Here is a 20,718-nt window from a genome sequence, read left to right on the forward strand (position 1 = left end):
ACAGTCGTTGGTATAAAGATCCGGATATAACAAGTTGCCGCTTGCCAATCTGGAAAATTTTTCCTCTCATGAAATTCAGAGGGCTTTTTTGCGTTATACACAACGATGCACACTTAGAATAGCAAATTTTATTGAAGCTTGCAACCAAATGCCCCCATCTGTGGCAAAATAGTGGACGTGCTGTGGTTATATTTGCAAAAAGGCAGTAGTATGTTATTATTTAATAGTAATAATTACGATTAAAAGTCTAATTGATTCTATATAACTTGAACCAAGCATTTACACGAAACCATAAATGAAGGAGCATGTGTATACATGAGCAAAATAAACCATATGAACCGGATTCCCCGAGCGAAAGGGATCGATATGGCTGCTTTTTACACGCCGAAAGAGTGTAGACATAAAGCCCAGCATATTGTATTTTCCGCTGAAAATGAACGCATCATTAATGAATTTGTCACCATTCTGGGCATGAAAGAGAAGTTCAGAGAGCATGATGTATCAATCCCCAACAAAATGGTCATGTTCGGGCCTCCCGGCACGGGAAAAACATTAACGGCATCACATCTGGCGGAGCGCCTCGATCTGCCATTGGTTCTTGTGAGATTAGATGCGATCATTCATAGCCATCTTGGGGAGACGGGGAGTAACGTACGTAAGTTATTCGAATATGCACGAATGAATCCCTGTGTGTTATTTCTGGATGAATTTGATGCCATAGGCCGGACGCGTGAGAGCAATGATGAAGTGAAAGAGATGGCTCGTGTCGTCAATACGTTGTTGCAGTGTCTGGACGAATTCGATGGGGACAGTATCCTGGTAGCTGCGACGAATCTGGAAACCCAACTGGATCACGCCATCTGGCGGCGGTTTGATACGAAGATGACCTATGGTATGCCTGATGATACAAGTCGCAGATTGTATATCAGTAAGTTGGTGGGATCATTTGAACAGGAGACCCAGGTGGAAGATTACATATGTGAACGCTTGACCGGATGCAGTTATGCGGATATAGAGCAGATCGTTTTGAAAGCAAAACGGAAAGCAATCATTGCCAGTAGTGTACTTCATAAGCAATTGATCTCGGATGCTTACGATGAATACAGACCACGTGTATTAGAGTGTTGATTGCTTTTATTCTGGATAAAGCAACAAGTAACAACGTTGAACTAGCCCAGTCTCCTGAATGGAGTTCTGGGCTAGTTGTCATGTTAGTGTGGTGCGTTACACCTTAACGGCTGCTCCGTATGCTTTTTCTGTATTTAGGGCTTCTTGTGTTGCAGTCCAGCGTGGCAGGCTTAATCTGAACATGCTGCCTTCAGGACTGCTGGAGACAAGTGTCAGTTCACCGCCCTGTTCCTGAGCGAGTAGGCGGCTATATGTTAATCCTAGACCCAGGCCGCGGTTACGACGTTTTTTGAGTTCTCCACGATAGAAACGTTCGAAGATTTTGGGTTGTTCTTCAGCTGCGATGCCTGTGCCGTTGTCCTTGACATCAACGTACAGCATCTGTTCTTCTGTACTAAGATAAATATCGAAGACAGCCTTCTGTTCAGGAGCTGTGGCATGAAGTGCGTTATTGAGCAAATTGACAATGATCTGCTGAATGCGGAGAGCATCCCCCATGGTAAAGAAGTTAATTGGAGGGGCGTGCAGCTGAACCTCTGGCATTTTGTCCTCATACGCAATCTTCCACTGATAGATGATCTCACCGACCAACAGCTTCAGATCCGTCCGTTCCTTGCGAACGGCAACACTTCCTGCAGCCATGGCATTATAGTCAAGCAAATCTGCGACCATACGCTCCATGCGTTCGGATTCCTTCAAAGCGATATCCAAAAATTCTTTACCTTCCTGTGGACTCACGACATCGTCACGTACTGCCATAACGAGCCCCTTGATGGAAGTTACCGGTGTCTTGAGTTCATGACTTACCCCTGCCAGCGAAAGTGTACGCCATTCTTCAAGTTGTTGGAGACGAGTGGCCATATCGCGAAATGAATTTACAAGTTCATTGATCTCACGTTCTCGTGTATCCAAGTCAAGACTCACATCATAATTGCCACCTCGGATCTGTTCAGCGGCATAGGCGACCTGACGAATCGGTCTGGATAACTTTTTGGACAGGAGATAGATTGTAAACCATCCACAGAGGATTAGTCCTCCGAGGATTAGAGCCACGAGCCCTATCGTCTCTGGACCAAATGTAATGGATTGTTTGGACTGCATGACCCACACTTTGCCCAAGGTTTGATCACCCTCGGATATGTTGACCGTCACACCTGCATATTTGTTGTTTCGAGGTTCAAGATAGTCGTCTGACAGTCGATAATGCACATCTTTTTGTTCCATTTTAGGCTGGGAAAAGATCAATTGATTGTTATTGTCCAAGATCATGACACAAAAATAATGATCTGTGTTGAATAGTTTCTCTCGCTTGGTTACCAGTCTGTCAAGATCGGGTGGAACCCGAAGCATATTATTTTCACTGGTCACATGATCGGCAATCTCCAGACCAAGCAGTTCTGCGGTTTTTAGGCTTTTCTCAATGGAAGTTGTTCGAATCCAGTAGAGTGCCCCTGCCGCAATAATCGTGAATCCAATACATAAAATGAGAAAATATCGCAGTGTCCAGTGTGACAGAATGGATATCGTTCGTTTGGGTTTCTTCTGTTTCAGTTGGCGATCCAAAATTGATACCCCATTCCTCGCAACGTCCGAATTTCTCCCGTCTCTGGCGACCAGTGGGAGAGGGCTTGACGTAGTCGTTTAATCGATAGATCCACAGCACGGTCACTGCCATCATAGTCCATCCCCCATACCTGTTCAATAAGATGATCTCTGGTAAATGTACGATTCGGATAATCGGACAGGAAGAACAGTAACGACAGGTCACGAGGTGTGAGAGCAACCTCTGCTCCGTTCAGCAATACCTGCTTGGCAGCAAGATCAATGACGAGATTTCCAAAGGAACGCTTCTCTTCGCCACCAGAGGTCCAATGTGGATTACGGCGCAACACCGCATTCACTCTGGCGACCACTTCTTCCGGTACAAAAGGTTTGCTCATATAATCGTCAGCACCGGCATTTAGTCCGTTGAGACGGTCTGAAATGTCATCCAGTGCAGTTAGCATGATCACGGGACAAGCACTTTTTTCACGAATAATCCGCAGCAGATCCCATCCGTCCATTCCTGGCAGCATCACATCAAGTAATACAAGGGAAGGCGTTACGGTATCAAAAAGGGTAAGTGCAGTCGGTCCATCTGCTGCATGATGAACTTCAAATTCTGCTTTTCTCAGATAAGCAGCCAATACTCGTGCAATAGCTTGTTCATCCTCGACGATAAGTATGGATTTCAAGAAAAGCGTTCTCCTTTCGCTTTGTAAACTTGTACTGATTTTACATGAGCAAGAGCGTAAAGCCAATCCTGTATTACGGATTCGAAAAAAATATGGGACTTGTCTTATCTTGACTTCTTCCTGACACATTCAATTGATATGATTCACTCCAACAAGCAACCTAAACAATCATGTACTGGAGGAAACATAGAGATGAACAATAAAGCAAAAGCATGGCTTATTACAGGTGTAGCGGCGGTTGCCGTAATTGGTGGCGGTGGTTACTATATCGCAAATAGCTACTTGGGGAACAACGTGGAGATTGAGCAGGTGCTTCCTGCGAGCACAGCGACTTCCACAACAGCTGTAGATAGCACAGGAACACCTGTAGCCAATGAAACTGCAGGAGCAGAGCAACTGAACGGAGACTGGAGCATCAGCGAAGGTTCCAAAGTATACTTCTCCGTAACCACATCACAGGAGACAGTTAACTTTGTGGACGAGCATGTAACAGGCAATTGGACAATTAATGTAGACGATGCTGCTCAGATGAAGGCAGAAGGACAGATCGAAATGGATGGAATTGATTCGGGGAATGGACAGCGTGATGGTCACGTGAAGCAAGCGGATTTCTTCGACATTGCTACATATCCGCAAGCTACATTTACAGCGACTTCATTTGAAGGGGTACCTGCGGAATGGCCTGTCGGTCAAACAGTTGATATCAAAATGAATGGTACGATTACGGTTAAAGGTATTGAAAAAGAAGTAACTTTTGATGCAAAAGCTGCTTATGAGAATAAAGCAGTATTGTTGTCGGCAACATCCATGGTAACATTCGAAGATTTCGGAATGGAAAATCCACACTCGGTTGTGCTTTCGACAGAAAATGATATTCAGGTACAGCTTGAATTAAAACTCTCCAAATAAGTGTAGCGACGATCATATACCTAAAAATCTGTTCTGCTTCCGCCTTCCGGTGGACGGACAGATTTTTTTGTTTCTTACAAATCGTGGATTCTTATAGCTCAAATGTAACTTTTACAGGATCATATTGTTAAAATAACTGCTGTTTCCTTTGGAAAATGCCGTGTTACCCACCACTATTAAGCGCTTACAATGAGGAGGATTCATCACATTCATTGATCCATGCACAATCAAACACAAAAAGGGGGAGATCAAGAGTGAACAAAAGGTACATAAGCGGGTGTCTGGTATTACTAATGTTGTTCTGTGATCTGGGGTTGATGGTTCGTCCAGCGGCTGCAGAAGATGCAAAAGTGAACGTGGCACTTAACAAGGCGGTTACGGTAAGTGAGCAAGATCTATTGTATGAGGGACAAAAAGAAAAGGCGGTGGATGGTGATGTGAATACTCACTGGAGTGCGAGCTCACCTACTTCTGAGAGTAATCCTCATTGGTTGACTATAGACCTAGGTGCGCCATATGAGCTTTCCGGAGCGGAGTTGACTTGGAAGGACAAAGACCAAGTTGTAAAATATTTGATTGAAGTATCTGATGATGGTAACAACTGGTCAACTGTTGTGGACCAAACGACTAACGAAATAAAACAGACTGTGGCCAGTGAAGAATTCCAGACCAGTACATCTGCCCAGTATGTGAAGGTTACGATTCCGTACTATGCGGGAGCAACTTGGTGGCCCGGGATATCCGAGCTTAAAGTCTGGGGCGAAGAGGAAGAAATTGATCCGTCAACCATTACGGGCTATGATGCTATACAGGTCAAAACAGTGGCTGGGGTTGCTCCCGTTCTACCGACAAAAGTGACAGCGCAGTATCCGATCGAAAAGTCGGGTTCTGTTCCAGTGGAATGGAATAGTATCAGCCCTTCAGAGTACGCACATGCGGGCAGCTTTACCGTAACAGGTGCAGTATATGGAGCTCCTGTTCAACCGGAGGCCACAGTAATTGTTGAGGGATATCGTGAAGACTATGTTAGAGGTGTTGATATTTCCACATTAACTGCCATTGAGGCTAATGGAGGGAAGTATCTGGATAGTAATGGCACAGAAAGGGACTTGCTCGATATACTGAAGGATCGCGGTGTCAATTATGTACGTCTTCGTCTGTGGAATGATCCACAGAAATCAGGGGGCTACAACGATAAGAAAGATGTAATTGAGTTAGCCGCACGGGTGAAAGCAAAAGGCATGAAAGTGCTGCTTGATTTCCATTATTCTGACGAATGGGCTCATCCAGGACAGCAGCTTCGTCCAAAGGCATGGGAAGGTCTGTCATTTGATGAGTTGAAACAGGCCGTATACGACTATACATTTGAAGTTGTGAGAGACATGAAAGCAGAGGACGCCATGCCTGATATGGTGCAGATCGGTAATGAGATCAACAGTGGTGTTCTGAACGGCTTGAGCAGCGACGTGGATTTTAAGCAAAATGTTGCATTGCTGAAAAGCGGAATTGATGCTGTACGTGCAGTAGAAGGAGAGATCACCAATAACGCTGATAAGGTTCAAATCATGATTCATCTCGCAGAAGGCGGCAAGGCGGATACGTTCGACTGGTATTTCAGTGAGCTGGAGAAAGGCGAACTGGAGTACGATATCATCGGACTTTCCTATTATCCGTTCTGGCATGGAACATTTGCAGATGTGCAGAAGACCATGAATAAAGTATCTGACAAATTCAAAAAAGACGTGATTATTGCCGAGACTTCGTATCCATTTTCATATAAAAACGGGGATGCACACGGTAATATCATTGGATCGGATGAAGCGCTTCATGTTGGGGGAGCAACATTCCCTGCAACGGTACAGGGGCAATATGATGCTATTGCCGGTATTATGGATATGATTGCTGACGTGCCGGAAAACCGCGGAGCAGGCTTCTTCTATTGGGAGCCCGCATGGATTGCCGCCAATGTAGGCTGGATTGATTCCGAGGGAGATGCATGGGAAAATCACGCCATGTTCGACTATGATGAATTTCCTGAGAATGGTGGATACTCCTACGAAGGACGTGCCTTGCCATCACTGAATGTGTACAAACGTGGATTGGGTATTCTGCCCGCAGACCGCCAGCAACTGGATGCGGCACTTACACGAGCCAAATCATTGGTACAGAATGATTTTACTCTGGATAGCTGGGTGACTCTGGCTCCGGCAATCTCGGCAGCGAATGATGTATACCAACAGGCATACACGCCGGGTGGGGTAACTCAATCAGATACAGATGCAGCGACAACAGCATTGGAACGTGTGATGCAGCTGATGCAGGTTATCGCTCCGCAGCTTGACGAGCTCAGAGCCAAAATAGCGGAAGCGCGTACGTATCAGCAGGCTGACTGGTCTACGGCCACTTGGGCGGTATTGACCAAAGCGCTGGAAGGCGCTGAGCAGGTCTTGAATGATCCAAGAGCAACACAGACGGATGCGAATACAGCGGTTAAACGTTTGGATGATGCCATTGATGGTCTATCCAATGTGGACAAAACACAGCTGCACCAGTACATTCAACAAATGCAGCAGCAGACTAAATCTTCCTATACACGCTGGAGCTGGTCTGTATTGGAACAGTCTTTGCAGGCAGCGATTCAGGTCCGAGATAACAATGCTGTTGTTCAGTCTGAGGTGAATTCAGCACTGAATACGTTGAAACAAGCCTTTACTAGTCTGGTCTCTCTGGAGGCTTTAACAACGGGCAAAACGGCAACAGCTTCAAGTAGTGCAGGGACAGGAGGCAATCAAGCCAACGCTCCTGAAGGTGCAATTGACAACAATCCGAACACTTCATGGGGAACAGACCAGAGTAAGGATAGCTGGTGGCAAGTGGATTTGGGTCAGGTTGCTAACCTCCGCAAAATCGAAATGTCGATGTGGAGTGGCGGCATCAAATATACGATCGAAGTGTCCAACGATAACAAAAATTTTGTGAAAGTAGTGGACACCACAAGTGATGTTGTTGTATCGACCGCACCTAGCCATGTACTTCCAAAAGGCACGGAGGGACGTTACATTCGGGTAACGATTAAAACAGGTCCCACCTGGGTAGGATTTATGGATTTTGAAGCCTACGGTACATTCCCGGCGGACAAATCTGTACTGCAAGCTACGGTAGATACGGCTGAGAAATTAAAGCAAACCGAATACACGACTTCAAGCTGGAATGTGTTCAGTAAGGCGCTTTCTGAAGCGAAGGCATTCATTCTGGATGTTGAATCTTCAACGCAAGATGTGAGCAATGCGGATCGTGCGTTACAAGATGCTGTGAGTAAACTTGTACGTCAAGATGTAACACCTGGCCCTGGCCAGCCATCCCAACCAAGTGAACCATCACAACCGTCCAACCCGGGAACAGCCCCTTCAACGGGGAATCCGGCTGTAACAACACCGACTGAACCTGGTAATCCGCCAGCGAAGGGTTTAATAACGGTAAAAGGAACAGCAACTGGGGATGACAAGTATTCGATTCGTCCAGATGCATCTCAATTAACTCAGGCAATGCAATCCATGGATGCAGGAAATCGTACGTTGAAACTGATTGCAGATGTGCCTGACACAGCCAAGACAGTCACATTCCAATTGGGTGCAAGTCAACTGGCAGCATGGATTCGTTCCCAGGAAGTGAAATCCCTGGATGTAGTTGTAGGACAGACTACCGTTCGTGTTCCTCTAAAATCACTCCCGCTAACTATTGCGGAGTCTGCGGGAACGTTCGACATCGTAGTGGCAAAAGGATCGACAGATACACTGTCCACCTCTCAAAAAGCAGCGATCGGTAATCATGCGATTGTTGATGTGAATTTGTTAATGAACAATAAGCCATTGCAATGGACAAACAGAGCGGTTGAAGTTGCTCTATCCAATGTGGAGCAACCTAAAAAAAATGATGTAGTTATGGTTGTACATTCCATATCTCCAAGTGGAGAAATGAAACCTGTTACGTATTCCAAGTACGATGACAAGACCAAAACGATGGCGTTCAAACCGCTGGAATCCGGCAGTTATGTCATTACAGAAGTTGAAGTACCATTACATGATCTGCAAAATCACAACTGGGCTCTCCAAGAAGTGCAGAACCTTTACGGTAAAGGGATTGTTAAGGGGATGAGCGCAACTCGTTTTGCCCCACAAGGTGATCTGACCAGAGCACAATTTTTGCAAATGATAATTAAAGGCATTGGTGATACACGCCAGTCCGATCCATCTATTTCAACCCCAACGGATGTGAAGGAAGGGCAATGGTATGCCGATTCAGTACGACTTGGAATTGAAATGGACATTATTCAAGGCCGGGCAGATGGAAGCTTTGGAGCGAATGAACGTATTTCGCGAGAAGATATGGCCGTTATGCTCAACAGAGCAATGAAATTTGTGCAGCGTGAGGATGCGACCCATTCTGTACAAGGAAATATGGTGTTTGTAGACAACGCCGAGATCGCGGCATACGCCAAAGAGGCTGTAGCCTCGATGCAACAACTTGGACTGCTGAATGGCATGCCTGATGGCACGTTTGCTCCGAAAGAAACGGCGAACCGCGCACAAGGGGCTGTTGCAGTCGCCAGATTGATGGAACTACTGTATTAGAAATAACAAAGCAGGTAAGGAGATCGGATCAACTGATTCGGTCTCTTTGCTTTTTTCGAAAAAAAGAGGTTTAGACTTCATCCCTTTCTCTACATAGGCATATGAATCATTTGTTAATGTCGTATTGACAATATCAAATTCATTTGTTATCATTTCGATAATATCAAAACGACAATATCAAGAAATGGGGAATGAGCCATGTTTGGATTCCGATTTGCGAAGTTTCAACCCAGTGAATATGTAATGAAAGTGAAAAATGGTGAGGTAAAACGTCAGGGTGTTGGATTGTCCTTTTATTACTATGAGCCGACCACATCGGTAGTAGTCCTACCCGTGTCCTCGGTGGATGTACCATTCATGTTCGAAGAGATTACGGCGGACTATCAGACCGTTACAGTGCAGGGACAACTAAGCTATCGCATTGTAGATTATTTGAAAATAACTCAGAGCCTGAATTACACATACAATTTGCGCAAGAATCGGTATATTTCCGACGACCCCGGCAAACTGGACCAACGGGTAATCACCACAGCGAAAGTACTAACCAAGAAATATCTGGAAAAAGTGCCCTTGAAGGAGGCCATTCAATCCAGTGAACGGCTGGCAAGCAGCATGAAACGCGAAGTTGTGCAAAGTGAAGAGTTGGAGAAACTGGGCGTTGAGCTGATGAGTCTATCCATCCTGGCCATTCTGCCCAATAAAGAGACGATGCGTGCATTGGAAGCACAAGCGCGGGAAGAGATTTTACGTCAAGCAGATGAAGCGCTGTATGTGCGTCGCAATGCATCGATTGAACAGGAGAGACGAGTGAAGGAGAACGAACTGAACACCGAAATTGCCGTGGAGACAAAGAAACAGCAAATTCGTGAGACCCAATTGCAGGCAGAACGCTCGGTGAAACAGAAACAAAACGAGATGGAGCAGGAGCAGCTTCAGTTCAATACAGCGATGGAGGAACGCAAGCAGCAACTGATTGAATTAACCATTGCCAATCACAATGCGGAAGCCGATGCCAAAGCGTATGAGATTGCTGCCGTGATGAATTCGTTGCAACATGTACAGCCAAATGTACTGCAAGCGATGGCAAACATGGGCATGAATTCTGATAAGCTGATCGCACTAGCATTCCAGGAACTGGCCGAAAATGCAGGCAAGATCGGACAGCTTAATATCTCGCCGGATCTGTTGCAGGGATTGATGTCTCCCGCGCCGGGCAGAGATCAGGGAGGTCGAGCACGATGAGATTAGGAAGAAGAGAGCAGGCAGAACAAGCAGGGAAATCAGTACGTCATGAGGCTACGCCGGACGATCGAATGAGCGAACACAAGCTGATTCTGGTGAAGCGCCGGACCCGACTGGAAGAGCTGATGGTTCGATATAACACGGTGCAGCAAGCTCAGTTTTATATTGAACGTCTGGGCGCCGACTTCAGTGATTATATGGAGGAAGACCGTCGTTATCGGTTATCTGTGCAGCAGGCACAGCAGCAACTGGGTCAATTGGGACGGGTTCAAACGATAGATCGGGAACATGTGCCCAATTTTATCTTTGGAGAGCAAGATATTGTGGTCGTGGTTGGACAGGATGGGCTTGTAGCCAACACCCTCAAATACGTTACCGAGCAGCCGCTCATAGGTGTGAACCCGGACCCGATGCGGTGGGATGGCGTGTTATTACCTTTTACCGTGGAAGATCTGAGCTTCATTGTTCCTGATGTCATTCGAAAGCAACGAACATTGAAAGAAGTCACTCTCGCCAAAGTGGAACTAAATGATGGACAGTATCTATATGGTGTCAATGATCTGTTCATTGGTCGGAAGACACATGTATCGGCTCGTTATGAAGTGCGTTTGGGTACATCGACTGAACAACAATCCTCTAGTGGGATTATTGTATCCACAGGCATGGGATCGACAGGCTGGTTCAAAAGTGTGCTGGCCGGAGCCACCGGAATTGTAGGATCGGCGGCATGGAAGCACATGAATTCTGAAGCTGAGTTTGCTGTTGCATCCTCATCCATTCATGGAAGCAGGCAGGAGCTGAATCATTTTAACTGGGATGCGCCGTACTTATATTTTTCAGTACGTGAACCTTTTCCGAGCCGAACGACAGCTGCCAATCTGGTGTTTGGACAGATCCATTCGAAGCAACCACTGCACATTGTATCCCAGATGCCAGAGGATGGTGTTATTTTCAGCGATGGGGTCGAGCAGGACTTTCTTGAGTTTAATTCAGGAGTGGAAGCTATCATTGGTTTGGCAGAGAAGAGAGGGCGTCTCGTGGTCTAACCCTTTATTTTCAAGCCGTTTCCGACTAGAATGGGTAACTAGATGTGATACACTGACGTCAGGAAACGGAAAGAGGGTTAACGATGCAGTCGATATTGTTGGTTGAAGATGATGCCAAGCTAGCAGGATTGCTGGCGGCTTATCTGACCCGAAATGGATTCCAGGTACAGGTCACAGATGATTTTCGTCATGTACTGGATGAATTTGTGGAAGTGAATCCGGATCTTGTGCTGATGGATGTGAATCTGCCTCAATATGATGGGTACTACTGGTGCAGGCAGATACGCACACATTCCATATGTCCCATTCTATTCATATCGGCTCGTGATAGTGGTATGGATCAGATTATGGCGTTGGAACATGGAGCGGATGATTATATTACAAAACCCTTTCAATATGAAGTCGTTCTTGCCAAAGTCCGTAGTCAGCTGCGCCGAGCCTATGGTTCTTACGCTGCTGTTCAGCAGGAAGTAACAGTTACGAATGGTCCCATGATCCTCTATCCTGAGCGATTTGTACTGGAATATGATCAACGTTCAATAGAGCTGACACAGAAGGAAGCGATACTGGTGGAAGCACTAATGGCGAAGGCAGGGCGAGTTGTCAGCCGAGAAAAATTGTTAGAACAAATGTGGGAAGATCAACATTTTATCGATGATAATACGTTGAATGTCTATATTACACGTGTTCGCCGGAAGTTGAAGGAGCTGGGTGCAGAAGAGATTTTGGAGACGGTTCGCGGAGCGGGTTATCGTGTGTTGGATCTGGGTTCAACCGCACAGGGAAAAGGGAAATGAGACTTTTCCTGAAAGACCACCTGATGTTAGTCGGATTTTATGTGTTACAGATGCTGCTGGTTCCGTGTGTCTACTGGCTCTCTGGTGAGGGTCGTCCGATGAAGATTGTTCTCTATGGCATGCTGATCAGTACTGTTGTGCTGTTGATCTATCTGGTCATACGTTACCTCCAGCTGCGAGCGTATTATCGTCTACTTGAACAACCACGTAAACTGGTAAACGAGCCTTTCCAAACGCTTGGAAATTCGGTCGTGCCGGAAGCCATCCAGGAATTGTTACATGAACTGGAGCGTAATCGGCAGAATGAGATAAGTCAATTACGTACCAGTAAGGAACAGCAGGTGGTATTCATGAATCGCTGGGTTCATCAGATGAAGACCCCGTTGTCCATTATCCAACTGACCTTGGAGGATGTGGACGATGAGACGGCTGGCAGTATTCAGGATGAGCTGGATAAAATGCGCAAAGGACTTGAGATGGTCTTGCATTCATCACGGCTTGAACAGTTCGAAGGGGATTTTCGTGTAGAGCTGCTGTCTCTGCATGAGGTGCTTCGGAGTAGCATTGCAGAGAACCGACGTTTGTTTATTCGCAGAGGCATTACGCCGGATATCCGGATGGAGGGCGACCTTCAGATATACAGTGATTCCAAGTGGCTACGGTTCATGTTCACCCAGATTTTAACCAATGCCGTGAACTATTCCGATAGCAAATCAGGCAAAAAAGTGATCATTACCGGCTATAAACAGGAAGAGCGTACAATCCTGGACATTCAGGATGAGGGAATCGGCATCTCGTCCGAGGATATTCATCGTGTGTTCAATCCCTATTTTACAGGTGAACGTGGCAGGCAATACCACGAATCCACAGGGATGGGGTTATATCTGGTTCGTGAGATCAGTGCACGTCTGGATAACCGGGTAGAGTTGTTTTCGGAGCTGAATAAGGGAACATTGGTCAGATTTAGCTGGATTCATTCGAAATATCCGCAATAAAGAGCGCTTTGCCCACAGCCATGGGTGAGGTGTTTTTTTTATAGATACAATAAGTTATGGAGGCAGGGGAACAGAACCTTAAACGTACTGTAAGGGAAGTTTAAGGTAATTCGATAGCACCGTTATGGGAGGTCAGTTAGGATAAGAATAGAATTAACGTATAAAGAATGATGGATTAGGAGGGAATTATGCATGGAAATGTTACAAGTATCGGGACTGAACAAAGTATATCAGGGCAAAGTGCAGACTCAAGCCCTTAGTGATATTCATCTGACAATCAAGCAAGGTGAGTTTGTGGGTATTATGGGCCCGTCGGGCAGTGGCAAAACAACTTTGTTAAACATGGTCTCCACCATTGATGAACCCAGCTCAGGCAAGGTGCTGATTAATGGCATGAATCCGTTTGATATGAAAAAGAAAGAACTTGCCATGTTCCGACGTCGGGAACTCGGGTTTGTTTTTCAGGATTTCAATCTATTGGACACGCTGACGGTTGCCGAGAATATTGTACTTCCATTGACACTGGACAAGGTCAAACTGAAGGAGATGGAGAGCAGACTACACCGTATTACAGCCAAGCTTGGGATTGATCATATTCTGGATAAACGAGTGTATGAAATCTCGGGCGGACAGCGACAGCGCACAGCCATTGCCAGATCCATGATTAATATGCCTTCGATTGTATTGGCGGATGAACCTACTGGCGCATTGGATTCTACTTCATCTCAGGCCGTCATGGAGTCGCTTGAACAGATTAATCAACAAGAGAAAACGACCATTATGCTGGTTACACATGATCCCCTTGCTGCAAGTTATTGCAACCGAATTGTGTTCATCAAGGACGGAAAACTGGCAGCCGAGGTACACCGCGGAGATAATCGACAGACGTTCTTCCAGCGGATCATTGATACTTTATCCTTCTGGGGAGGGAATTCACATGAGCTTTCCTCAGTTCGCGTTTAATAACATTCGCCGCAATGGGCGAGCGTATATTGCTTTTTTTCTAAGCAGTGTGTTTATGGTCATGATATTTTTCGCTTATGCAGTATTTATCTATCATCCATATGTGGCAGAGTTGCCAATGGGTGACACAACTGCTACGGGGATGCAGATCGCTTCAATTATCGTGTACGTGTTTGCTTTTTTCTTTGTCATGTATTCCATCAGTGCTTTTCTCAAATCACGGAATAAAGAGTTTGGCATTCTGACCATACTTGGTGCGGAGCCTGGACAGATTCGGAAATTGGTCATATTGGAAAATATGTTGATCGGCTGTCTGTCCATTATTGCCGGTATCGGCGGAGGTATGTTGTTGTCCAAGCTGTTCCTGATGTTAACTACTCGTTTTATCGGGATGGATGATCTGTCCTTTTATTTTCCGGTGAAAGCGATTCTGATTACGATCGGGGCCTTTCTGTTATTATTTTTCTGCATTTCACTCTTCACATTGGTTTTTATCGGAAACAAACGGACGTTAGAACTTTTGACGGGGACCAGCAAACCTAAAAAAGAGCCCAAAGCTTCGTGGTTCTTCTCACTTCTGGGTTTTGCCTTACTTACAGTAGGTTTTATGGTACTCCGTAGCGAGTTAAATGGCGGAACAATCATGCTTGCAGCAGTAACAGGGATAGCAGGAACATATTTTTTCTATTCACAACTTTCCGTGCTCATCATCCGTTTATTGAAGCGTAATCGTAAAACGGTATGGCATGGTACACGTCTGTTATGGATCTCAGAGATGAGCTATAAAATGAAGGATAATGCCCGCATGCTGTTTATGGTGACCGTGGTCATTGCGATTGCTTCAATGAGTGCAGTTGTAATTTTGTCACTGGATCAGGAGAACCGGGAGCAGTTTACAAACAACGATTTTCCAATTCAATACAATGTCTTCAGACCAGCGGAGCAATTGGATATGAGCGCTATTGATTCGATGCTTGAAGCTGGAGCCTTGGATTATCAACAGATATATCTGGAATATTTCTGGTCCGCTGCAGATCAGAGTGCTGTCTCGGTTATGCCGCTTAGTCACTACAACCAATATAATCTGACACAAGGGAGAAAGACGTTCCAATTGGATGCTGGATCCGTCTTATTTGTGGATACCCGCAATGAGAAGGATCAGGCTCAGATAGAGCGCAACAGATTTCGTAATTATGCGAAGGGAGACAAGTTGACGTTGAGTCTGAATGATAGCGCACTTGAAGCTCGGGTTACGGATACAGATATCGATCCAAAGTTTGGAACCCTACTTTATGCTACAGGTGTAGTTGTCCTACCGGATGAGAAGTATGAAGAGATTGCCCAACAGATCAAAGAGAATATGATATCTGGTAAATATCTGTATCAGATCCCTGCATGGGGTCATGCGGTACCTGACCGCCACTCCTCGGAAGCCATGGTCAGCGATCAACTTCTATTCTCTGCGGATTCCATTCGAAGCAGCAACGCTTCAACGGATAACCACTCTGGATATCTGAGTACGCGGTACGGTGATTTTGAGAGATACAGACAGGGTACAGCACTCTTTACCTTCCTGGGCATATTTATCGGGTTAATCTTCTCGATCTCTTCCGCAAGCTTTTTGTATTTCAGACTGCATACCGATCTTGAAGCGGATGGAAAGATGGTGCATTCTCTTTCGAAAATGGGTCTCAGTTTCCAGGAGATGAAACGATCATCCACCGTTCAGATTGCCATTTTGTTCTTTTTACCGATCGGAGTAGCTATCATTGAAACTTTGGTCGTGGTTAAGCCATTTCTTACTGAATTCGGGATTACCAATTATACGATGCCGGTGTTGACTGTATTTGGTGCCTTTGTACTTGCACAGACGTTTTATTTCATCGTTATACGTTCGAGATATATCGCTTCTCTGCGCAAAATGATGGTGTAACCATCTTAGAAACAAACGGTCATAGGGACCGACCACGATCTGTTCATTGCCCGCATTCCTTGATTCAGATCAAGGAAATGTGGGTTTTCTTGCGATAAGATGAATGTATTCACAGATTATATTATCGAGGAGGACGATTATGATGAGTATTACGTCACTGCAAGAAGTCAAAGCATTCAGTGAGGACCGTTTTACGAAACGGGTTTTATTCCAACAGGGTGGTGGAGTGACCTTTGTACTTCATTTCCTGCCAGGTCAGCAGCTTCCCGTTCATAAACATCCGGGCACAGACGTTATTTTGCTGGTGGTCGAAGGCACAGGCACACTTATTTTGGATGGTGAAGAACAAGAGGTGAAACAAGAGGATGTGATCCATTGTGGCGGTGAGGTGGAGTTCGCATTCCATAATACAGGAGATCAGGAGGTTCGTTTGTTCGTGGTGTTAAATAAAGTACCAGCAGCATCGTATGCCAAGGACATCTAACATCTAATATCAAGGAATCGATAGAATGATTCACTGAACGGCACTAATATAAGGGAAACTCTATTCTGGAGTTTCCTTATTTATTTTTATTCAAAAATACCTTGATTCTGTTCCATCGCAAAATAAAAAGCATACCTGGGTCTGAGAACATCAGATCTTAAGTATGCTTCTTCGTATTCTGCTGCCAACTTGTTCATTGATTCGGAGTATTGTCATTATGTCTAGAAGTATCCCAACATTTCCTTGGCTTCATTCGACATCAGCTGTGGAGACCATTGTGGCTCCCACACCACTTGAACATCAATATCAGTCTTATTCGTATTTTCCTGCAAAACCCATTTCACCGCACCAACAATGGTATCGTGCAGCGGACAACCTGGCGTAGTCAGCGTCATCCGTACATGTACCCGTTCAGGTTCTTCCCTTACTTCATACACCAGACCCAGGTCAACGATATTGACACCTAATTCAGGGTCATATACTTCCTTGAGACATTCCAGCAAATGCGTGGTTTGTTCCATCATGTTCACTCTCCAGTCCACCTTATTTATGTTAACGTCTGAATACCAGAGCAATATTTGTTATATAAACGATGGAGACAAGAGACAAAATCGTCCCTCCAACCATCATGACCTCTGCCAGATTAATCAGAATTCCACTGACAAGCAAAAGGCTTCCAGCCACCATGGCGAGCATACCCCAATTGACATACCGTTCACTCAACATACCTGCCATCAACGGTGTTCCCGGTCTGCCTGCCTGCTTGCCATATTTGTGGGTCCACCATAGAAAAGGCACAATTTTGGAGGCATAGCCAAGTATGGTGAGAGACACCCAGCCCCCGAGATATACCCATCCAGACAGCAGAACAACACGTGGATGGAGCAGCAGTTCAGTTCCTTGTGAGGAATAGATCAGTAGGGCAACAGCATATACAGCAAACGCACGGCTTACATACACAGACCAGCGGATGCCCGGACCTGGGTTACTTTTGTGCCGTTTCTCCTGAATTTGCTCCAAGTGATACACATAGAAGAGAAGGGCTGCGGTTAGAAGTAGGAGCGCGAGCCAGAGCAGGCCTCCCTTGATACCTGTCAGAAATGCGACAACACCTGTAACTACAGCTGCATTCCACAGAACCAGGACCACTTTTTGCAGTCGAATGGAATAATCGTGGGACAAGTAGAACATCGGAAGCATTTTGTAACTGAAGCCGGTAATCAGCATGCCAAACCAGCCAAGTGTTCCCATCCAGATATGTGCACCGAATAAGCGTTCATGCAGACCGTTCCAATCACCAAAGGCAAAATTCAGACCCATCAGCATACCGGAAAGCCCTGTTAGAACCAGATAAAGACAGGAACAAGCTGCACTGATCGTTACCGGATTCCACTGTGAGGCACGCAAGAGGGTAACGGCCATATTCCATGCAAACAACAGAATGCCCGAGAGCGCGAGTGTAGCAGAACCGGCAATCCAGATGACATCTGCACGGATGAAGCCGTATAACATGCCCACGATTCCGATACTGAACAAGAAATAATGACAATAACCAAGAAACAGACTGTAAATATTGGATTGCAAAATAACATGTTTCAACTGATAAACGGCACCCATAGCCAGCATGGTTGCCCACCCGAGCACAAACAGATGGGCATGAAACCAGCCTTCGGGTCCTCTGAGTTCATCACCAAGCCAGCCTGTCAGCGAGAGCAGGGAGAATGCGTGATACATTACAAATCCAAAGATGCCCGTGATGATAAAAAGAAACGGCAACCTGGACATGGCTTTTGCCTCCTTACCCTTTTTCAATTCTCACTTTGGCCGTACCATCGGCTTGATCCTCAACCGTGAAGGGGCAACCGAGATTATTTAACTCTTCAATCAAGAAAACTGGCACACGGTCATTGTGAATCAGTACGACTTCCCCAGGTTTGCAACGTTCCAGTGCGGCAAGTGTTCGCATCATTGGCTGTGGCGGTTCCAATCCGCGATTGTCCAGTATAACGGTGGGCGCCTGTAGGGATTCAAATTTTTCAATCGCAACAGCTTGCTCCTCTGAATGTCCTTTGCATGAAGCTGATTCTTCATCTGAATGGGGTTCCCAATTAACTTCTGATCCAGATAAAACCATTGCAGATAATGCTTTTGCACCGGTTTTGTTTTTTTTGTGCACAAACGTGGTAACCCAGTGATCTGAACCTTTTCGTTCCGATGTGCTGGAGTATCCTTTCATCTTGAGAATACCGAGTAGTGGCGTTGGTTTAAATGGAGCATGTAGTACAAATACATCTTCATGCTGAAGGCCTTTGACCGTGTCCATGATCAGTTGAAACGGCTCCAACTTTTTACTCAGATGAGGACGCACATCCAATTCAACAATATGGACGTCAGATGGAGACATGTGCGTTCACATCCGATCCTGCACTAGCTACATCCGCCTGCTGTACCAACTGCAGAGATGATTCATACAGGGCGGCCATTCCACCGTACAGCGCATAGAAGAATGACTCCGGCGCATCGAGGGAGAAGGACAGATAGGCTTTGGGGTCCATCCCGAGCATACGCTCAAAAAGTCTTGCACTGTCATAGGCGTAAAAACAGAAATGAGTGTATTCGAACACAGACATTTTTTCGTAGATGGTGATAATCTCTTGCGCATATTCGGCCTGCTCACGCTGTGCTATCTGTACCATGGTTAGGGCATCTTCCAACCTCAGCGTGATGCGAAGTGTAGTATCGTCAATGATTTCAACGTGGGCCATAGCGGTTCAGCTCCAATCTATAGTTTGCTGATTTTGACCTGGAAGGTTGTAGGACCCTGCTCAATATACTCCCAGTTGAAGCCATCGGGATGTGTGGACTGGAATTGGAATCGAAGTGGCTTAGGATCGTGATCGTTAATGAGCAGCATGGATTCCTGTGGTTGCAACTGATCAAACGTTTCGAAAATAACTTTATGTTTCAAATGCGGTGGATACTCTGTGGCATTAATGGTTGCTGCGTATGTGTTCATGTGTCATTCCTCCAAATAGGGATAGTGTGGTGTTGCAATTTGATTATAGAAAATGTGAAGAGGGGTCTTTGTGAGCCTGCTCACACATTTCCTTTTGCCATAATTTTGCCTTATTTAGACCAAAATCCTGTTTGGAAAAGGGTTGCGGAGCATATATAGATGTGCAACTGTGCGCTATGTTTCACTTCTTGTGATATTTTGCACAGTTGAGCGAACGAGACATCCTTATATTTAGCGTCAAGATGACACTCGATGAGAGGAAGCAGGTTTCTCCTTCGGCTGATGTGAAGACAGCACCCTAGAGAAGGGAGGTACGTGTATGGAATCGAAATTAATGGATCCGTTTGGAAGAATACATGATTACTTAAGAATTTCGGTTACGGATCGCTGTAATCTCCGCTGTGTGTATTGTATGCCGGAGGAAGGAATGCAGTTTGAACCGACAGAACGAATCCTGTCCTATGAAGAAATCACGTCCATCGTTAAGGCGCTTGCTCCATTAGGCATTAGGAAATTGCGTTTAACTGGAGGGGAGCCTCTTGTTCGCAAGGGGCTGGATCAACTGATTGCCATGTTGTCCGCCATTCCAGGAATTGAAGATATCGCATTGACAACGAACGGTATATATCTGGCAGCTTATGCGGATCTGCTGAAGGCTGCGGGACTAAACCGGGTGAACATTAGCCTCGACTCCTTGAAGCCGGAGCGATTCGCAAGCATTACACGAGGCGGTAAAGTGCAACGTGTGCTGGACGGCATCAAAGCCAGCCAACAAGCAGGATTTCATCCGATCAAGCTAAATGTCGTACTCATGAAAGGCGTGAACGACGATGAGGTGGAAGATTTTCTGCGTATGACCCTGGATGATCGAATTGATATTCGTTTTATTGAGTACATGCCCATAGGTGACAGTGGTGATGGCTGGAGATCAGGATATCTACCACTCGAACAAGTGCTGGAAACATGCGGAGCATCATGGAACTACGAAAAAAGCTGTGGTGAAGTTTACGGCAATGGCCCGGCAGATAGTTATCGCATTGTGGGAGCTGCCGGAACCTTTGGTCTGATTCACCCGGTGAGCAGCCATTTCTGCGGAAATTGCAATCGGCTCAGGCTGACAGCAGACGGAAATATCAAACCTTGTCTCTACTGGTCAGATGAGTTCAATGTTCGTCCGCTCGTAGGTGATGACAAGGCGGTGCAGGATTTATTTTACAAGGCGCTCGGAGCCAAACCCGAAACACATGACATGTTAAAAGCCTTAAACGGGCAACAGATTGACGGCACGCCAACGCTGCGACATATGTCGCAAATCGGAGGGTAGCAACAGCAGTTCAGGA

The 20,718-nt window shown here is 45.8% G+C and carries 18 protein-coding genes; 11 read left to right on the forward strand and 7 right to left on the reverse strand.

Annotated elements, in window-relative coordinates:
• The first annotated feature begins 315 nt into the window (after positions 1–315).
• Positions 316–1,128: an AAA family ATPase gene (locus FE296_RS15125; RefSeq protein ID WP_124116273.1), complete on the forward strand. Its 813-nt coding sequence runs from the start codon at positions 316–318 to the stop codon at positions 1,126–1,128.
• Between the two features lie 96 nt (positions 1,129–1,224).
• Here FE296_RS15125 and FE296_RS15130 read toward each other — a convergent pair whose 3' ends face one another.
• Both FE296_RS15130 and FE296_RS15135 read right to left on the reverse strand, forming a co-directional pair.
• On the reverse strand, positions 1,225–2,691 hold the full coding sequence (locus FE296_RS15130; protein WP_150365476.1) for a HAMP domain-containing sensor histidine kinase: 1,467 nt from the start codon (positions 2,689–2,691) through the stop codon (positions 1,225–1,227).
• Complete coding sequence (locus tag FE296_RS15135; RefSeq protein WP_036613325.1) at positions 2,676–3,362, reverse strand: response regulator transcription factor; 687 nt, start codon at positions 3,360–3,362, stop codon at positions 2,676–2,678. The genes FE296_RS15130 and FE296_RS15135 overlap by 16 nt, the downstream gene beginning before the upstream one ends.
• A 192-nt stretch (positions 3,363–3,554) precedes the next feature.
• Here FE296_RS15135 and FE296_RS15140 point away from each other — a divergent pair, with 192 nt between their 5' ends.
• From FE296_RS15140 to FE296_RS15180, 9 genes are all read left to right on the forward strand, one after another.
• Positions 3,555–4,271, forward strand: a complete 717-nt coding sequence (locus FE296_RS15140) for a YceI family protein (protein ID WP_150365477.1) — start codon at positions 3,555–3,557, stop codon at positions 4,269–4,271.
• Between the two features lie 254 nt (positions 4,272–4,525).
• The gene (locus tag FE296_RS15145; protein ID WP_190945239.1) at positions 4,526–8,902 is read left to right on the forward strand and encodes a glycosyl hydrolase 53 family protein; all 4,377 of its coding nucleotides are present in this window, start codon (positions 4,526–4,528) and stop codon (positions 8,900–8,902) included.
• Between the two features lie 198 nt (positions 8,903–9,100).
• Entirely contained in the window at positions 9,101–10,144 is a 1,044-nt protein-coding gene (locus FE296_RS15150) for an SPFH domain-containing protein (RefSeq protein ID WP_150365479.1), read from the forward strand.
• A gap of 71 nt (positions 10,145–10,215) precedes the next feature.
• Positions 10,216–11,190 (forward strand): diacylglycerol kinase catalytic domain-containing protein, encoded by a 975-nt coding sequence (locus FE296_RS15155; RefSeq protein WP_150365537.1) that lies wholly within the window; start codon positions 10,216–10,218, stop codon positions 11,188–11,190.
• Positions 11,191–11,273: 83 nt separating this feature from the next.
• Complete coding sequence (locus tag FE296_RS15160) at positions 11,274–11,987, forward strand: response regulator transcription factor (RefSeq protein WP_150365481.1); 714 nt, start codon at positions 11,274–11,276, stop codon at positions 11,985–11,987.
• On the forward strand, positions 11,984–12,982 hold the full coding sequence (locus tag FE296_RS15165; protein WP_124116280.1) for a sensor histidine kinase: 999 nt from the start codon (positions 11,984–11,986) through the stop codon (positions 12,980–12,982). The genes FE296_RS15160 and FE296_RS15165 overlap by 4 nt, the downstream gene beginning before the upstream one ends.
• A gap of 192 nt (positions 12,983–13,174) precedes the next feature.
• The gene (locus tag FE296_RS15170) at positions 13,175–13,945 is read left to right on the forward strand and encodes an ABC transporter ATP-binding protein (protein ID WP_017687815.1); all 771 of its coding nucleotides are present in this window, start codon (positions 13,175–13,177) and stop codon (positions 13,943–13,945) included.
• On the forward strand, positions 13,920–15,878 hold the full coding sequence (locus FE296_RS15175; RefSeq protein ID WP_150365482.1) for an ABC transporter permease: 1,959 nt from the start codon (positions 13,920–13,922) through the stop codon (positions 15,876–15,878). The genes FE296_RS15170 and FE296_RS15175 overlap by 26 nt, the downstream gene beginning before the upstream one ends.
• Before the next feature lie 142 nt (positions 15,879–16,020).
• The gene (locus FE296_RS15180) at positions 16,021–16,362 is read left to right on the forward strand and encodes a cupin domain-containing protein (RefSeq protein ID WP_150365538.1); all 342 of its coding nucleotides are present in this window, start codon (positions 16,021–16,023) and stop codon (positions 16,360–16,362) included.
• A 221-nt stretch (positions 16,363–16,583) separates the two neighbouring features.
• Here the strand turns inward: FE296_RS15180 and FE296_RS15185 are convergent, their stop codons facing one another.
• The 5 genes from FE296_RS15185 to FE296_RS15205 are packed head-to-tail and all read right to left on the reverse strand — an operon-like array spanning position 16,584 to position 19,378.
• On the reverse strand, positions 16,584–16,883 hold the full coding sequence (locus FE296_RS15185) for a metal-sulfur cluster assembly factor (RefSeq protein ID WP_036613395.1): 300 nt from the start codon (positions 16,881–16,883) through the stop codon (positions 16,584–16,586).
• A gap of 31 nt (positions 16,884–16,914) precedes the next feature.
• On the reverse strand, positions 16,915–18,147 hold the full coding sequence (locus FE296_RS15190) for a hypothetical protein (protein ID WP_150365483.1): 1,233 nt from the start codon (positions 18,145–18,147) through the stop codon (positions 16,915–16,917).
• Positions 18,148–18,160: 13 nt separating this feature from the next.
• Positions 18,161–18,766 (reverse strand): DUF2249 domain-containing protein, encoded by a 606-nt coding sequence (locus FE296_RS15195; protein WP_124116284.1) that lies wholly within the window; start codon positions 18,764–18,766, stop codon positions 18,161–18,163.
• Positions 18,753–19,127: a hypothetical protein gene (locus tag FE296_RS15200; protein ID WP_124116285.1), complete on the reverse strand. Its 375-nt coding sequence runs from the start codon at positions 19,125–19,127 to the stop codon at positions 18,753–18,755. Before FE296_RS15200 ends, FE296_RS15195 begins: the two co-directional genes overlap by 14 nt.
• 17 nt (positions 19,128–19,144) lie before the next feature.
• Complete coding sequence (locus tag FE296_RS15205) at positions 19,145–19,378, reverse strand: DUF2249 domain-containing protein (RefSeq protein ID WP_036613358.1); 234 nt, start codon at positions 19,376–19,378, stop codon at positions 19,145–19,147.
• A 319-nt stretch (positions 19,379–19,697) separates the two neighbouring features.
• On the opposite strand from FE296_RS15205, the gene moaA reads away from it, so the two are divergent.
• Positions 19,698–20,702 (forward strand): GTP 3',8-cyclase MoaA, encoded by a 1,005-nt coding sequence (gene moaA, locus FE296_RS15210; protein WP_150365485.1) that lies wholly within the window; start codon positions 19,698–19,700, stop codon positions 20,700–20,702.
• Positions 20,703–20,718: the final 16 nt, after the last annotated feature.

Origin of the sequence: Paenibacillus sp. UASWS1643 (genome assembly GCF_008693195.1) — a bacterium.
In the GTDB taxonomy this organism is placed as follows: Bacteria; Bacillota; Bacilli; order Paenibacillales; family Paenibacillaceae; genus Paenibacillus; species Paenibacillus amylolyticus_B.